Annotated in this window: 13 protein-coding genes; 12 read left to right on the top strand and 1 reads right to left on the bottom strand. The window is 45.6% G+C overall.

Annotation, left to right across the window (positions count from 1 at the left end; translation table 11 throughout):
* Window positions 1-18: 18 nt before the first annotated feature.
* Window positions 19-2,895, bottom strand: coding sequence for a CBS domain-containing protein (locus QZW82_RS07550; RefSeq protein WP_293146864.1), 2,877 nt, complete (start codon window positions 2,893-2,895; stop codon window positions 19-21).
* A 538-nt stretch (window positions 2,896-3,433) separates the two neighbouring features.
* Between QZW82_RS07550 and psbZ the strand changes: the two genes are divergently transcribed.
* From psbZ to rimO, 12 genes are all read left to right on the top strand, one after another.
* Window positions 3,434-3,625 (top strand): photosystem II reaction center protein PsbZ, encoded by a 192-nt coding sequence (gene psbZ, locus QZW82_RS07545; RefSeq protein ID WP_293146686.1) that lies wholly within the window; start codon window positions 3,434-3,436, stop codon window positions 3,623-3,625.
* A 228-nt stretch (window positions 3,626-3,853) separates the two neighbouring features.
* A complete protein-coding gene (gene ribH / locus QZW82_RS07540) occupies window positions 3,854-4,402 on the top strand; it encodes a 6,7-dimethyl-8-ribityllumazine synthase (protein ID WP_293146685.1) in 549 nt (182 codons plus the stop codon).
* A 106-nt stretch (window positions 4,403-4,508) separates the two neighbouring features.
* Window positions 4,509-4,637, top strand: coding sequence for a hypothetical protein (locus QZW82_RS32215; protein ID WP_366664985.1), 129 nt, complete (start codon window positions 4,509-4,511; stop codon window positions 4,635-4,637).
* Window positions 4,621-4,953 carry a Uma2 family endonuclease gene (locus tag QZW82_RS32210; protein ID WP_366664986.1) on the top strand — a complete coding sequence of 111 codons (333 nt, stop codon included), beginning with the start codon at window positions 4,621-4,623 and terminating at the stop codon, window positions 4,951-4,953. Before QZW82_RS32215 ends, QZW82_RS32210 begins: the two co-directional genes overlap by 17 nt.
* A gap of 53 nt (window positions 4,954-5,006) precedes the next feature.
* Window positions 5,007-5,192, top strand: a complete 186-nt coding sequence (locus tag QZW82_RS32205; protein ID WP_366664984.1) for a hypothetical protein — start codon at window positions 5,007-5,009, stop codon at window positions 5,190-5,192.
* A 485-nt stretch (window positions 5,193-5,677) separates the two neighbouring features.
* Window positions 5,678-6,916, top strand: coding sequence for a sedoheptulose 7-phosphate cyclase (locus QZW82_RS07530; protein ID WP_293146684.1), 1,239 nt, complete (start codon window positions 5,678-5,680; stop codon window positions 6,914-6,916).
* A 2-nt stretch (window positions 6,917-6,918) separates the two neighbouring features.
* The gene (locus QZW82_RS07525; protein WP_293146682.1) at window positions 6,919-7,722 is read left to right on the top strand and encodes a class I SAM-dependent methyltransferase; all 804 of its coding nucleotides are present in this window, start codon (window positions 6,919-6,921) and stop codon (window positions 7,720-7,722) included.
* 190 nt (window positions 7,723-7,912) lie between these two features.
* On the top strand, window positions 7,913-9,304 hold the full coding sequence (locus QZW82_RS07520; protein WP_366664983.1) for an ATP-grasp domain-containing protein: 1,392 nt from the start codon (window positions 7,913-7,915) through the stop codon (window positions 9,302-9,304).
* A 2-nt stretch (window positions 9,305-9,306) separates the two neighbouring features.
* Window positions 9,307-10,332 carry an ATP-grasp domain-containing protein gene (locus QZW82_RS07515; RefSeq protein WP_293146680.1) on the top strand — a complete coding sequence of 342 codons (1,026 nt, stop codon included), beginning with the start codon at window positions 9,307-9,309 and terminating at the stop codon, window positions 10,330-10,332.
* Window positions 10,333-10,687: 355 nt separating this feature from the next.
* Window positions 10,688-11,311 carry a Uma2 family endonuclease gene (locus QZW82_RS07510; RefSeq protein ID WP_293146678.1) on the top strand — a complete coding sequence of 208 codons (624 nt, stop codon included), beginning with the start codon at window positions 10,688-10,690 and terminating at the stop codon, window positions 11,309-11,311.
* 245 nt (window positions 11,312-11,556) lie between these two features.
* Window positions 11,557-11,796 carry a hypothetical protein gene (locus QZW82_RS07505; protein ID WP_293146676.1) on the top strand — a complete coding sequence of 80 codons (240 nt, stop codon included), beginning with the start codon at window positions 11,557-11,559 and terminating at the stop codon, window positions 11,794-11,796.
* Window positions 11,797-11,964: 168 nt separating this feature from the next.
* A complete protein-coding gene (gene rimO, locus QZW82_RS07500; protein ID WP_293146674.1) occupies window positions 11,965-13,287 on the top strand; it encodes a 30S ribosomal protein S12 methylthiotransferase RimO in 1,323 nt (440 codons plus the stop codon).
* Window positions 13,288-14,155: the final 868 nt, after the last annotated feature.

The raw sequence follows: 14,155 nt of genomic DNA, 5'->3' as shown, positions 1-14,155 counted from the left end.
TGCTGCTGACATAGCAGACTAAGATTGAGGATAACGTTGTGCTAAGAAAGAGAGCGCGCTAGCCCGATCGCCCAAATCGCCATCCAACGCAGCCGCCAACAAATCATCCAACATTACCTTAAACCCAGGCCCGGGCTTGTAACCCAAATCCTTCAAGTCATTGCCGTTTAAAGGCGGCTCAACATTCGCCAACCGGGTGAGGTATTGCCAAATCTGGCGGCGGGCGCTGCGGGGGCTTTGCAGGGCGATCGCAATTAACAGCGGCAACTCATAATTCCTCAACAGAAACACTAATTGACTGGGTAAATTACACTTCAGTAAACCCTTTGCTAATTCCTGATTTCCAGCTTCCAAAACTTCCAGCCGCTTAATACTGTCAGCAGGTAACTGAAGATTTCCCGCCACCTTAACCCGATATTCCGGTGCTAAATAAGCGATCAAAACTTCCAGCCGCATCAGCCAATCAGGAATATTGATAACAGGGAATTGGTAATTGGTAATTGGTAACTGGGAATTGGCAATAGTTGCCTCTTTCAACATCAATCCGTTAAATCCGTTACGAAATCCGTTGCCGAACTTCCTTCCATTCAAACATCGATCGAGCAAACGCAACCGCCGCCATAACTCCCGATCCAACTCCAGAGTAGGATGAATGCAGCGCAAAGCCTGCAAATCTCCCAGCATTTTCAAAGCCACCTTCCAATAATGAGCTTGCAAAATGTACTTCAATTCACTTTTCAGCCGAGTTTCCAAAGCCGGAGCTCTGCCGTTTTCTCCCTGAATTCGGTAATAAATCCCGCTTTCCAAAGCGTGGCGGATGTATCCTTCAGTTTGCGATTCAATTGCAAATCCCAGCCGTACCGCAAACCGCACAGCCCGATAAATCCGCGTCGGATCTTCGATAAAACTGTTAGCGTGCAAAACTCGAATTTGCCGCGATTCTAAATCTAGCAAACCGCCAAAAAAATCCAACAATTCGCCGCTGCTCTTAACACCCAACCGCACAGCCAGCGCATTAATAGTAAAATCCCTGCGGTACAAATCTTGGCGGATCGAACTCGCTTCAACTTCAGGATTTGCAGCCGGATAGGGATAAAATTCAGTACGAGCCGTTGCGATATCCAGCCAGAGGGAGCCGAAAGCAGAGTCTTTGTGCCACAACAGGGCGGCGGTTTGAAATTGACCGTGAACGTCCAAACGCGACTCTGGGTAAAGCTTTTGCAGGGCTGAGGCTAATTCGACTCCGGCACCGGAATCGTTGGTACCGCAGTTGCCATCCACTACCAAATCAATGTCTGTGAGGGCGAGTTTATCGTCCTTTGCTAATAGTAAATCGCGGACTGCTCCACCGACAATATAAAGTTGCCAGCCCCGCTGTTGGGCAATGTTGGCTGCGATCGACAATAATTGCCATAATTCGCTACTAATGCCCGATCGCAACAACTGCTCAACCGACTCAGATACAGGATAATTGGACAATTGAGAATTACTGCCCCTATCGCGCGCTTTTTGCTGGTGCAATTCCCGCAACACGTCAGTGCGAGTCACAATTCCCACCAGTTGGCCGTTTTCCAATACTGGCAAACGCCCGATATCGTATGTCACCATTAAAGCTTCAATTTCTGGCAGCAAGGTATCCGGGGCGATCGTTTTTAGCTGCGGAGTCATGTAACCCTTCACCGGGGCGTGACTGAAACCGTGGTGTAAGGCAATATCAATGTCGCGGCGCGAGATAATGCCTGCCAGCCGTAGCTTGCGGGGCGGGACGCCATCGCCTGCATCCACCACTGACAAACCAGAATGCCCGTAGCGCAGGAGGATACGGTGAGCCTCTCCCACGGAGGTTTCCGGGCGAATGCTCCGGACTGGCGAGGACATTAACTCGCGGGCGGTGGGAGGGTGCGGGATTTGAGCTTTGAGTTCGTCTGCTAATTGATTTAAAGTTAGTAGCGGATCGACATCTCGGGTGGCGAGGGATGCGGCGCGGGCGTGGCCTCCGCCGCCGAAAGGTTTGAACAATTCGCTGAGGTTTGTGCCTTCGATGCGCGATCGACCGATAATAGCTAAGCGGTTGGAAACTGGCGATTGGGCGATGTTGCGGTTGTCGTTTTCGCTAAATTTATAAACATTGCCTAAAAGTAGAGCATCGGTTTCAGTTAAATCCAACAAGCGAGAAGCTAGCGCCGAAAGTCCGGGTACGTAAGATTCAGTCGATAGCAATACCCAAGCTACTGTATAACCGTGCAAGGTTTGCGATCGCAAATTCTCCAACCCTTCTCTCAGCAAATCCTGCAATTGCGGAGACAAACCGGGTTCTACATATTCAGAGATTACCCGCAAACTTGCTCCCTGTTCCATCAACCACGCCAAAGCCATTGCATCTCGCGCGGTGGCCCCCTCGAAGGTGAGGGAACCCGTATCGACGTGGATACCGAGGGCCATGACTGTGGCTTCTGAAGGTAAAAGCTGGGATGTTGTATCGCCGTTTTCTGCTGAATTTTTGAGCTTTTCCCGGAGTTTTTCGACAATTAATGTGGTGGTTGCGCCGACAGCTTCGATTTGGGTAACAGTCGCGGGGATGTCCAAATCGGCTTGCAGGTGGTGGTCAAAAACCGCTATTTCGTTGAGGTGTGGCAAATCCAGCCATTCGGCGGCTTTTCCCAAACGATCGCGCCCCGAAGCATCTACTATACTAATCGATCGAATTTGTTGCGGATTGACCGATCGGCGTTCGATCAGCGGGTACTCGTCGCGGTGCAGCGCCAAAAAATCCCGCACCGTCGGGTGACAGCCCCCAGTCAGCACAATTCTGCTACCGGGGCGCAGCACGCAAAGTCCCACCGCTGCGCCTAAGGCGTCAAAATCTGCTGTTGTGTGGCACAAAACTAAGTCCATAGCCGAAAATCCCGCATCTCTCACCCTCACATTAGCAATTTCTGGGGCTTTGATACCGGGCGATCGCACTATAGTCAATGCTTAAAGCTTAGCCCGAAAGACCGCCAGGAGTTAAAACCCTTGTCGGACAGTTGGACTGATGGTTTGATTTTAAGTTGACACGACTGTGGACTATAACTTAAGCTTTCCAGTTTTCTGTGCAGTAGCGAACAATGATAAAATTGATGCAAATCTCAAGAGCCACTGGCGCCTGTTCGCGCAACGCCCGAATTTGCACAGTCTCTTTCGTATCAATCAACCGACAATTTCTGGATTGCGATCGCAATCGAGTCAGTCGATTTTAAATTTTAGATTTTAGATTTACTCCACAGATCGATCTGGGAGATGCAACTTTGGTCTAAAATCTTGAAATCTCCACGACGTAAGTCGGGGAAGCCAACCCGTTTTTGAGCGGGTCAAAAACTATAATCTGGAATTTTCATCCAGATTACCACAAACTATTTCTAGTCAACGCACGGCTATATCGAAAGGAGAAAAAATGTTATCAATTGTGTTTCAAGTTGTTTTACTGGCTCTGGTACTGCTGTCTTTTGTGATGGTAGTTGGCGTGCCTGTGGCTTATGCCTCTCCCCAAAACTGGAATCAGTCTAAAACCTTGATTTTTGCAGGTTCAGGCCTGTGGTTTTTGCTGGTTATTGCAGTGGCTGTATTAAACTTTTTGGTGGTTTAAGCTCGCCCATCGCTATCGAATAAAGAAGGTAAAAGATAGAAGGCTGAAGGCATCAACCAGAATTTTGAAGGTATTCGGTATTCGGTACCCACTAAAAATTTTTCAACCCGCGCGATCCTGTATGTTTGTGCACTCCAGATTAAAATCAGATGTTTCTGCTTTCTAACTTTTGCCTTCTTGCAAACAAAAATCTAAAATCTAAAACCTAAAATCTAAAATTAGAGCACTATGGCAGTTTTCGAGGGAAATTTTACTAAAACAGAATCTTTGCGATTCGCGATAGTCATCGGTCGTTTTAACGATTTGATTGTCAACAAACTTTTGGAAGGATGCCAAGATTGTTTGAAACGCCACGGAGTTGATATCAATCCTCATGGAAATCAAGTTGATTTTTATTGGGTTCCCGGATGTTTTGAAATTCCTTTGGTTGCCCGCAAAGCTGCTCAGTCTGGCCGCTACGATGCGGTAATCTGTCTGGGTGCGGTAATTCGCGGTCAAACTCCGCATTTCGATTTTGTAGCTGGTGAGGTTTCTAAGGGAATTGCTGCGGCTGCGTTTCAAACAGGAGTACCGGTGATATTTGGGGTGGTGACGACTGACACGATGCAGCAAGCTTTGGAAAGGGCGGGAATTAAGAGCAATTTGGGCTGGAATTATGGGATGAGTGCTTTGGAAATGGGCACTTTGATGCGTCAAGTTAATGGTTTGGGTGGAAGTTCTTACGATCGATTACCGGAGGCTGCTGCTGTTCAAGTGCTCCCGGGCGATCGGGCTTAATACATATCATTATGTCATGCCAACTGGTTCCCCGGCTCTGCCTGGGAATCGAGATCCAGAGGATCCGCCTCGCTCATCGCTTGTAGAATACTAGGTAAGCAAAGCTATGACTACTGTAACTGCAAAACGATTCTCGATCGCAGAATATCACCGTTTAGGAGAACTGGGATTTTTCAGTCCTGATGAGCGAGTTGAATTGATTCGCGGAGAACTTACTTATTATCAAGGCTGCTAAAACTACGTTTCACTCTGTTTGTAACACTCTTTTACTTCAGGAATTAGTCATTTTAATCGCAAGAATTGCTCATCTGCGCGCACAAGAGCCGATTATTTTGTCTACTACAGATAGCGAACCAGAACCTGATGTGGTTATCGCCCGCAATCGCGATGATAATTATTTAGCTTCTCACCCAGAATCGGCGGATATCTTGTTGGTAATTGAGGTTTCTGATTCTACTTTAAAGTACGATCAAAGAACTAAGTTATCTCTCTATGCTGAAGCTGGGATTACTAATTATTGGATATTTAATTTAGGAATGAAAATTCAATAATTTCAGCATCTTTACGCCCGCTAGCTTTGCAGGCAAGGATTGAAAGATCGAGATTGCTTAAGTTATTAAATTGCCATTCCTTAGTCGGTAGTCAACTGGAAATGCACAGCGAACCTTATCAAGAAAGACAAGGGGATTTCAATTATCGATCCAAACGAGTCGCTCTGCAAAATGAGGCTGTTGTAATTCCGGGTTTTCCCGATTTGTCTCTGGATTTGTCTTTGGTGTTTCCAGCCTAAGCTGAATTGACTTTAAAACACTCCCTGAATTTTCAGTATCATTTTATACATTTATTGTCAATCGCGATCGCTCTTCGACTTACTGAGTATTCTATAATACATTAATTTCCTTAAATACTGATTTATCTGTAAATTTTTTAACTAAAAATCGCCCATTATCTAATATTCCTCAACAGTTTTATGAGATTTATCTAAATTTGGTTGCACAAATATGAGAAATTCGTTATGTTAAGTTTTGTGTAAGCATTGAGGCCGTCTCAACTCGATCCTAGGATGGCTTTCAGCATAAATGCTGTACAAACAGTATTTAACGTATTCTTAACAAACAGGTCTGAAAGTAAATTTTCAGGTCAATTGTTAACGTAATATTAAATAATAAATTTGTCCAGTTAATACCTAGGAAGCTTACCAACAAAGGGATTGATAAGTTTGAGGTTCGCCCGGATACTTACCGTTACTTACCAACACGAAAGTGAAAAAAATTTATGGGTGACATTCAAGCTACATTTACAGCCACCGATCGCGCTTTTCACATTGAAGGGTACGAAAAAATTGATTTCAGTCTACTATATGTAGATGGCGCTTTCAAACTCGAAAATCCAGAGATTGCCGATAGCTATCGGCAATTTGGTCGCTGTCTAATGGTTGTAGACCAGACAGTGTATGGTTTGTACGGCAAGCAGATGCACGCTTACTTCCAGTATCACGAGATAGATTTAACAGTCTTTCCAGTGAGTATCAAGGAACCGGATAAGACCTTAACAACTTTTGAAAGCATCATAGATGCCTTCGTTGATTTCGGACTGGTGCGGAAAGAACCTGTATTGGTGGTTGGTGGTGGATTGACTACTGACGTAACAGGTTTTGCCTGCTCCTCCTATCGCCGTCGGACTAACTACATTCGCGTACCAACAACCCTGATTGGGCTGATTGATGCGAGTGTGGCGATCAAGGTAGCTGTGAATCACGGTAAACTGAAAAACCGCCTTGGTGCTTACCACGCTTCGCAGAAAGTAATTTTAGATTTCTCCTTCCTGAAAACTCTGCCGATCGACCAAATACGCAACGGCATGGCAGAGTTAATTAAGATCGCAGTTGTTGGCAACACAGAAATCTTTGAGTTGTTGGAAAACTACGGCGAAGCATTGCTGCACAGCCATTTTGGGTATCTAGATGGCACATCGGAACTGCGAGAAGTGGCACATCGCTTAACGTATAATGCGATTCAGTCAATGCTGGCATTAGAAGTACCAAACCTACATGAGCTAGATTTGGATCGAGTGATTGCCTATGGTCACACCTGGAGCCCGACGTTGGAACTAACACCGGAAATTCCGATGTTCCACGGCCACAGTGTCGCTATCGATATGGCTTTTTCGGCGACGATTGCTCAACAACGGGGCTACATTTCGATCGCCGATCGCGATCGCATCTTAGGATTAATGAGTCGCCTCGGACTAGCAATTGATAGCCCTCATCTCACATCAGAATTGCTCTGGAAAGCCACAACATCCATCGCCCGTACCCGTGACGGCCTTCAACGTGCGGCAGCACCCCGCCCCATTGGTGAATGCTTTTTCATGAACGATTTGACTCGCACTGAGTTGGATGAATCCTTAGCGGTGCATCAAAAAATCTGTCATGGCTATCCGCGCAATGGTGATGGCGAGAATATGTACGTGGTATTGGACAAAGTTGGGACTCTTTCCACAGCCGGGGTATAAAGATGAGACCTGTTACCCCAGTCGGGATTTTAGCAGCTAAACTGGAAAGTCTTGTCCAGCAGGTAGAGTCAATTGATGCGATCGATCGAGCTTTCAAGGCAGAATTACAACAAGCCTACGAATTAGCAAATGGTCTCGATCCTTACCTGAACCTTTGTACCACAGCGGAATCTCCCGCTTTAGCCACCTTAGTCAAGCGCACCCAATCAGAAGATTGGAGTAAGCGATTCTCCGACGGCGAGACAGTGCGCCACTTGGAACAAGAGATGCTTTCGGGCCATGTGGAAGGGCAAATGCTGAAATTTCTCGTCCATCTGACGAAGGCACAGCGCGTGCTGGAAATCGGGATGTTTACTGGTTACTCAGCACTAGCGATGGCTGAAGCCCTTCCTGTTGATGGAGAAGTGGTAGCCTGCGAAGTAGATGCTTATGTAGCTGAATTTGCCCAAAAGTGTTTCAACGAATCGACTGCTGGCCACAAAATCTCAGTGAAGGTGGCACCGGCTTTAGAAACAATGAAACAATTAGCTGCTGCTGGAGAAGTGTTCGATTTGGTGTTTATCGATGCTGATAAAGCTGGATATACAGACTATCTCGATTTACTGCTCACCACAAGTTTGTTGGCACCCAATGGCTTGATTTGTGCGGATAATACTCTGATGCAGGGACAGCCCTATGTATCAGGTACTGCTACTGCTAATGGAATTGCGATCGGCCAATTCAATCAAGCTCTAGTTGACGATCCGCGCGTAGAGCAGGTTTTAGTGCCACTGAGGGATGGGATTACCTTGATTCGGCGCGTTTAGATAAAAGTCGCGATCGATCGTTTTTAGGGGCTATTTTCTAGCCACAGATTAGATCCCCCTTAATAAGGGGGGGACAAGAGCAATTCTCAAAGTCCCCCTTATTAAGGGGGATTTAGGGGGATCTAATCTGTGGCGATAGTCCGTTGATTTAGTATTAGGAAAATTTTTACTGTCATACTAGAAAATTATTATGAAAACAATTTCAGTTGCAGCGATGCCATCTGAACAGAAAATAAATGCGGGAAATCGGCGCTTTCAAATAGCACTTAAAACCCTAGCAACTTTGACTTTATTGCTATTAGTAATGCCTCTGAATCTCGGTTTGACAATTATAGCCTTACTCAGAGCCATACTCACTAAACCGTTCCAGTCGCGATCGCACCTAGCCACTCCCCAAACGATTTTAATCAGTGGCGGCAAGATGACTAAGGCATTACAGCTAGCGCGATCGTTCCACAGGGCCGGTCATCGGGTAATTTTGATAGAAACCGAGAAATACTGGCTCACCGGCCATCGCTACTCTTGGGCAGTCGATCGCTTTTACACAGTACCAAATCCCCAGACAGAGGAATACCCCCAAGCACTCTTGAAAATCGTCCAACAAGAGAAAGTTAATGTCTATGTACCAGTCTGTAGCCCCGTCGCCAGTTACTACGATGCCGCAGTCCAAAGCGTACTTTCTCCCCACTGTATGGTAATGCACGTCGATGTGGAAACGCTGCAACGATTGGATGATAAATATACATTTGCTACCGCTGCGGAAGCCTTGGGGCTGCGAGTTCCCAAGTCCTACCTGATTACCAATCCCCAACAAGTAATCGATTTTGACTTCACTGGTGCACGGCGCAAATACATTATCAAAAGTATTCCCTACGATTCTATTCGCAGGTTAAACTTAACTAAATTACCCTGCGAAACTCCAGCCGAAACAGCCACTTTTGTCAAGTCTTTACCAATTTCTGAGAGTAAACCTTGGATTATGCAAGAGTATATTCCGGGACAAGAGTTTTGTACTCACAGTACCATCCGTAATGGTCACGTTCAATTGCACTGTTGCTGTGAATCATCGGCATTTCAGGTAAACTATGAAAATGTCGATCGCCCGGATATCGAAAATTGGATCCGTCAATTTGTCAAAAGCCTCAATTTGACTGGACAAGTTTCCTTTGATTTCATGCAGGCGGCGGATGATGGAGAGATTTATGCGATCGAATGCAATCCTCGCACCCATTCAGCCATCACGATGTTTTACAACCATCCCGATGTCGCTAAGGCTTATTTAGATCCGAATCCGCTACCAGAAACTGTGCAGCCCTTAGCATCTAGCCGCCCGACTTACTGGATTTACCACGAAATTTGGCGATTGGTGACTAATTTGTCGTCACCAAAGCTAGTTTCTGAGCGGTTACAAATTATTGCCCAAGGTAAAGATGCCATCTTCGATTGGAACGATCCATTACCATTTTTGATGGTGCATCATTGGCAAATTCCCTTGTTATTGTGGGGAAATTTGCAGAAGCCGAAAGAGTGGATTCGGATTGATTTTAATATTGGCAAACTTGTGGAAATAGGAGGAGATTGAGGATGTCAGTATTAAGAGTTTTGCATTTAGTTGGATCGGCAGTCAGTGATTTTTACTGCGATTTGTCGCGACTTTACGCCCAAGATTGTTTGGAGAATACGGCTAATTCAGCACTGTATGAATTTCATATTGCCTATGTTTCTCCCGATCGCACTTGGCGTTTTCCGACATCTCTGGATAAAAGTGCGATCGAGGCGGCTAATCCCATGTCCTTAGCGGGGGCTGTGCAGGTGCTGAGCGACCTCAAAATTGACGTAACGATCCCCCAGATGTTTTGCATTCCAGGCATGACTCAATACCGCAGTTTGTTCGATCTGCTGAGTATTCCCTATGTGGGTAATCCCGCAGAGTTGATGGCGCTGGTGGCGGATAAAGCGAAGGCTAAAGCAGTAGTAGCAGCCGCTGGGGTGAGTGTACCGTTGGGAGAAATTGTCCGTAGGGGCGATCGAACTGCGATCGATTTCCCAGCCGTACTTAAGCCAGTGAATAGTGATAATTCCATTGGAGTGGCTTTCGTGAAAAATGCTGCTGACTATGATGCAGCTTTGCAGACAGCATTAACTCATTCAGATGAAGTGCTAGTAGAAAAATTCATTGAATTGGGTAGAGAAGTTCGCTGTGGAATTATCGTCAAAGCAGGCGAGTTAGTCTGTTTGCCACTGGAAGAGTATGCTCTAGATCCTGATACGAAGCCGATTAGGAGTTATGCTGATAAGCTCAAACAAAATGACGATGGCCACTTGAGCTTGACCTCTAAGAATATTACCAAGTCGTGGATTGTTGACAAGAGCGATCCGATTACGGAGAGAGTTTGGGATATGGCGAGAAAATCCCATATTGCTTTGGGATGTCGAGATTATAGTCTATTTGATTTTCGCATCGATCCGCAGGGAAAACCTTGGTTTTTGGAAGCCGGATTATATTGTTCTTTTGCTCAGAAAAGTGTGCTTTCTGCGATGACGAAAGCATCGGGAACTTCTCTCGATAGTTTTTTTGACAGTATGTTGCAAAATGCTTTGCAGAGATGACTCAGGCTGAGTTTGCGATCGGAGTAGCTAAAACATCACAAAATTTGTGAAATAATGATCGTATCAAGACCTTATAGCGGATCGAGTGAAAGATTAGGTACGTTGTTGGGCTTCAGCCCTCTTAGTTTAAGTGGTTATGTAAGCTGTCAGTCATACCTCATCTTTTTGAGAAAGGCTATATGTGGATACTTTTAGATTCAGTCGATCGGCGCGATCGGTATTTTTAGAGTGTGGGCGTTAAATTTTAGCAAACTCCAGTTATTATGTCAATACTTTTCCGCAAAATGCGGAAAAGTATTGTGTCATCTTCTAGCTTTCCGCATACTAATCACCAGACAACAGAGGAAACCGCAACATGATCCAAACCATATCGAAAACAATCACGTTTGATGAGTTCGTTGCTTGGTATCCAGAAAACTCTGTTCATAAGTACGAACTACACAATGGAGTAATTGTCGAAATGCCTTTAGGAACCGGCGACCATTCGGAAGTTACGGGTTTTATAAACTCAAAACTAGCAGTTGAAATTGACCGTCGTGAATTACCATACTCAATTCCAGGTGACTGTTTACTCAAGCTTTCCCGTGACGAAGCAGGTTATCAGCCAGACGTAATAGTCCTAGACAGAACCGCACTTGCAAATGAACCACGCTGGAAAAAAGAATCCGTCATCACGATGGGCTCTTCGGTGCGATTGGCTGTAGAGGTTGTCAGCACGAACTGGCGGGATGATTATTTTTTCAAGGCCTCTGACTACGAAGAAATGGGGATTCCCGAATACTGGATTGTAGACTATCTCGGTTTGGGTGGTCGCAAGTTTATCGGCAATCCCAAACAGCCCACACTTTCGGTTTATCAATTAGTAGATGGAGAGTATCAGGTCAAACAATTTAGGGGAAGCGAGAGGATTGAGTCGCTGGCTTTTCCAGAATTGAAACTAACAGCAGAGCAGATTTTTCGGGCTGGCTTGCCGAACTAGCTAAAGCTGGTAAGCTGTTCGACATCTAAATTGCATTTTTTGTGCGGGCTTTCTGGCCGACCCCACAAGAACTTTATCAAATTTTGACTGTGCAGTTTAAATACAGAACAGCTTATTCCTATTTATGAATTTAGTTTCTTTAAATCGTTCGGAGTTCAATCCGATGTATCGAGTCGCTTGAGGAAAATTTGTCTTCAATACGAGTTATAATAGTTGGGTAACGTTGAGGTAAGTAAAAAACTAACATGAATCAAACTTCTACAGTTACGATCGCAAATACATCTTATACAATCCTCGCAGAACTCTCCGCAAACTCTGGAAAATCAATCCAAGCAGTTCTCGAACAAGCCATCGAACAATACCGAAGACAACAGTTTCTAGAAACAGCCAACCAAGCTTACATCGCTCTACGCAATAACCCCGAAGCTTGGCAAGAAGAACTTGAAGAACGATCGCTCTGGGATATCACTTTAGTTGACAGTTGACAGCCTTTATTTCTTAGTCCGCGGAGGCGGACTTTGTTTGTATAGTAGCGGTTTCAACCGCCGAATCATCTGAATTCCCCGATCGCATCCACCGACACATTGCAATTTATCAAATTGTGTGATACCATAAAACGTTCTCGAAAATAGCGCAACAGCAAATATTACTGCATGGCAACGAAGCCAACGATCGCATTTACACACCTCGGCTGCGAAAAAAATCGCATTGATACCGAACACATGATTGGCTTGCTGGCCCAAGCAGGCTATGAAGTCGATTCTAATGAAGAATTAGCCGATTATGTCGTCGTCAATACTTGCAGTTTTATCCAAGCTGCGCGAGAAGAATCAGTCCGCACCTTGGTAGAACTAGCCGAAGCTAATAAAAAAGTAGTCATCACTGGCTGCATGGCACAACACTTTCAGCAGCAATTGCTCGACGAATTGCCGGAAGCCGTCGCCATTGTCGGCACCGGCGACTATCATAAAATCGTCGATGTAATGCAAAGGGTCGAAAAGGGCGATCGCGTTTCTCTCGTCTCTGCCGAACCAACTTACATCGCTGATGAAACTACTCCCCGCTACCGCACAACATCGGAAGGTGTTGCTTATCTGCGAATAGCCGAAGGCTGTGACTACCGTTGCGCTTTTTGCATTATCCCGCACTTGCGCGGAAATCAACGATCGCGCACCATAGAATCTATTGTCGCCGAAGCTAAGCAATTAGCCTCCGAAGGGGTAAAGGAAATTATCTTAATTTCTCAAATTACCACCAACTACGGCAAAGATATTTATGGCGAACCGAAACTAGCCGAATTACTCCGGGCTTTGGGTGAAGTAGATGTGCCTTGGATTCGGATGCACTACGCCTATCCTACAGGTTTGACTCCCCAAGTTGTGGCGGCAATCTGCGAAACTCACAACGTTTTGCCATATTTGGATTTACCCCTGCAACATTCCCATCCCGAAATTCTGCGGGCGATGAATCGACCTTTTCAAGCTGGGATCAATGATGCTATAGTCGATCGGCTGAAAGCATCAATTCCCAACGCCGTCATGCGGACAACTTTCATAGTTGGCTTCCCCGGCGAAACCGACGAACACGCAGCACACTTGCTAGAATTTGTCAAGCGCCACGAATTCGATCACGTCGGAGTATTCACATTTTCCGCCGAAGAAGGCACGCCAGCCTACAGTTTGCCAAATCAACTGCCACCAGAAACAATGGAAACTTGGCGCAATGCAGTAATGGCGGCACAACAACCTATATCATTGAAAAAGAATCAAGCATCTGTCGGTCAGGTAGTTGATGTCCTGATAGAACAAGAACAACCAGAGACAGGCGAGTTGATTGGTAGATCCGCCCGATTCTCCCCAGAAGTAGATGGACTCGTCTATGTGACAGGAGAAGCACGGCTGGGATCGATCGTACCTGTGAAAATTACGAGTTCAGATATCTACGACCTCTACGGTCAAGTCGCTTTTGGATTTTAGATTTGGGATTTTAGATTAAAGAATTGATTTGCAGGGCAGTGAATCTGCGAGCTTGAATTTTAAGTCTAAAACTTTGCGATCGACTCTGACGCTCGTGTCGGAAAGCAAGTATCCGTCTGTAGGCGGGTCAAACTCTAAGTGTTGCTGGAATTGTCGCCTCAGACGGTGTGGCGAAAAAAACCGGACACCAGCCAAAACGATTAGCGGATTGTTCAGGAAAAGTAACCATTAGTGCAAGATTGTGCAAAGATATGTAGAAAAGGGGCTGTAAACTTTTTTACCCCCTCTCTGGCAATCGACCCGCCCCGTCGGGGTGCGGTTATCTCTACAGAACGATCGGAGAATTTTAACGAATTTAATGTTTTGTTTCTGAATGTAAAGAGTTATGATGATAACAAGCCAGAAATAAGCGGGGAAAATTTGAGATTGCTTCGCCGTCCGCCCTACACCACAACGGTATCCCGAAAGAGTGTTGAGATGGATAGGCGGTAACGGTAGTCCAAAAACGGATAGAAGCCGCCGACGCCAGGAGTAGAGAGGTTAAAATTTTAGACGCTAGTTCAAGCTGCCAGATTCATCTGTGGAGTAAATCTAAAATCTAAAATCTAAAATCTAAAATCGACTGACGGTCGCTACATTCCCTGTTGAATCCCGCAGGCGACGGATTGCGGGATAGCGCCTGAACCAACAAAACTGTAACTACTATATATGTAGTAAAGTGGGGCTGGTCATCATCCTCACTATAAAATGCCCTAGAGAGAAAGCTTGCAAGTACCTCAAAGGAAGTCCAATGTACTGTTTAAAGAATGTTGGAAGCCGATAACCCCACCGCTGGCGGTTGGTATCGGTGATGTCAGAAAATCAAAGA

The sequence above is a fragment of the Microcoleus sp. bin48.metabat.b7b8b9.023 genome (assembly GCF_013299185.1).
Taxonomy (GTDB): Bacteria; Cyanobacteriota; Cyanobacteriia; order Cyanobacteriales; family Microcoleaceae; genus Microcoleus.
Note: the sequence above shows the minus strand (reverse complement) of the source record. Positions and strands in the feature narration are given on the sequence as shown.

Bases quoted from the DNA above. Each gene is read 5' to 3' on its own strand.
- rimO (WP_293146674.1), top strand. From the start codon at position 11,965: ATGGCAACGAAGCCAACGATCGCATTTACACACCTCGGCTGCGAAAAA.
- QZW82_RS07520 (WP_366664983.1), top strand. From the start codon at position 7,913: ATGAAAACAATTTCAGTTGCAGCGATGCCATCTGAACAGAAAATAAAT.
- QZW82_RS32215 (WP_366664985.1), top strand. From the start codon at position 4,509: ATGACTACTGTAACTGCAAAACGATTCTCGATCGCAGAATATCACCGT.
- QZW82_RS07550 (WP_293146864.1), bottom strand. From the start codon at position 2,895: ATGGACTTAGTTTTGTGCCACACAACAGCAGATTTTGACGCCTTAGGC.
- QZW82_RS07505 (WP_293146676.1), top strand. From the start codon at position 11,557: ATGAATCAAACTTCTACAGTTACGATCGCAAATACATCTTATACAATC.
- psbZ (WP_293146686.1), top strand. From the start codon at position 3,434: ATGTTATCAATTGTGTTTCAAGTTGTTTTACTGGCTCTGGTACTGCTG.
- ribH (WP_293146685.1), top strand. From the start codon at position 3,854: ATGGCAGTTTTCGAGGGAAATTTTACTAAAACAGAATCTTTGCGATTC.
- QZW82_RS07515 (WP_293146680.1), top strand. From the start codon at position 9,307: ATGTCAGTATTAAGAGTTTTGCATTTAGTTGGATCGGCAGTCAGTGAT.
- QZW82_RS07510 (WP_293146678.1), top strand. From the start codon at position 10,688: ATGATCCAAACCATATCGAAAACAATCACGTTTGATGAGTTCGTTGCT.
- QZW82_RS07525 (WP_293146682.1), top strand. From the start codon at position 6,919: ATGAGACCTGTTACCCCAGTCGGGATTTTAGCAGCTAAACTGGAAAGT.
- QZW82_RS07530 (WP_293146684.1), top strand. From the start codon at position 5,678: ATGGGTGACATTCAAGCTACATTTACAGCCACCGATCGCGCTTTTCAC.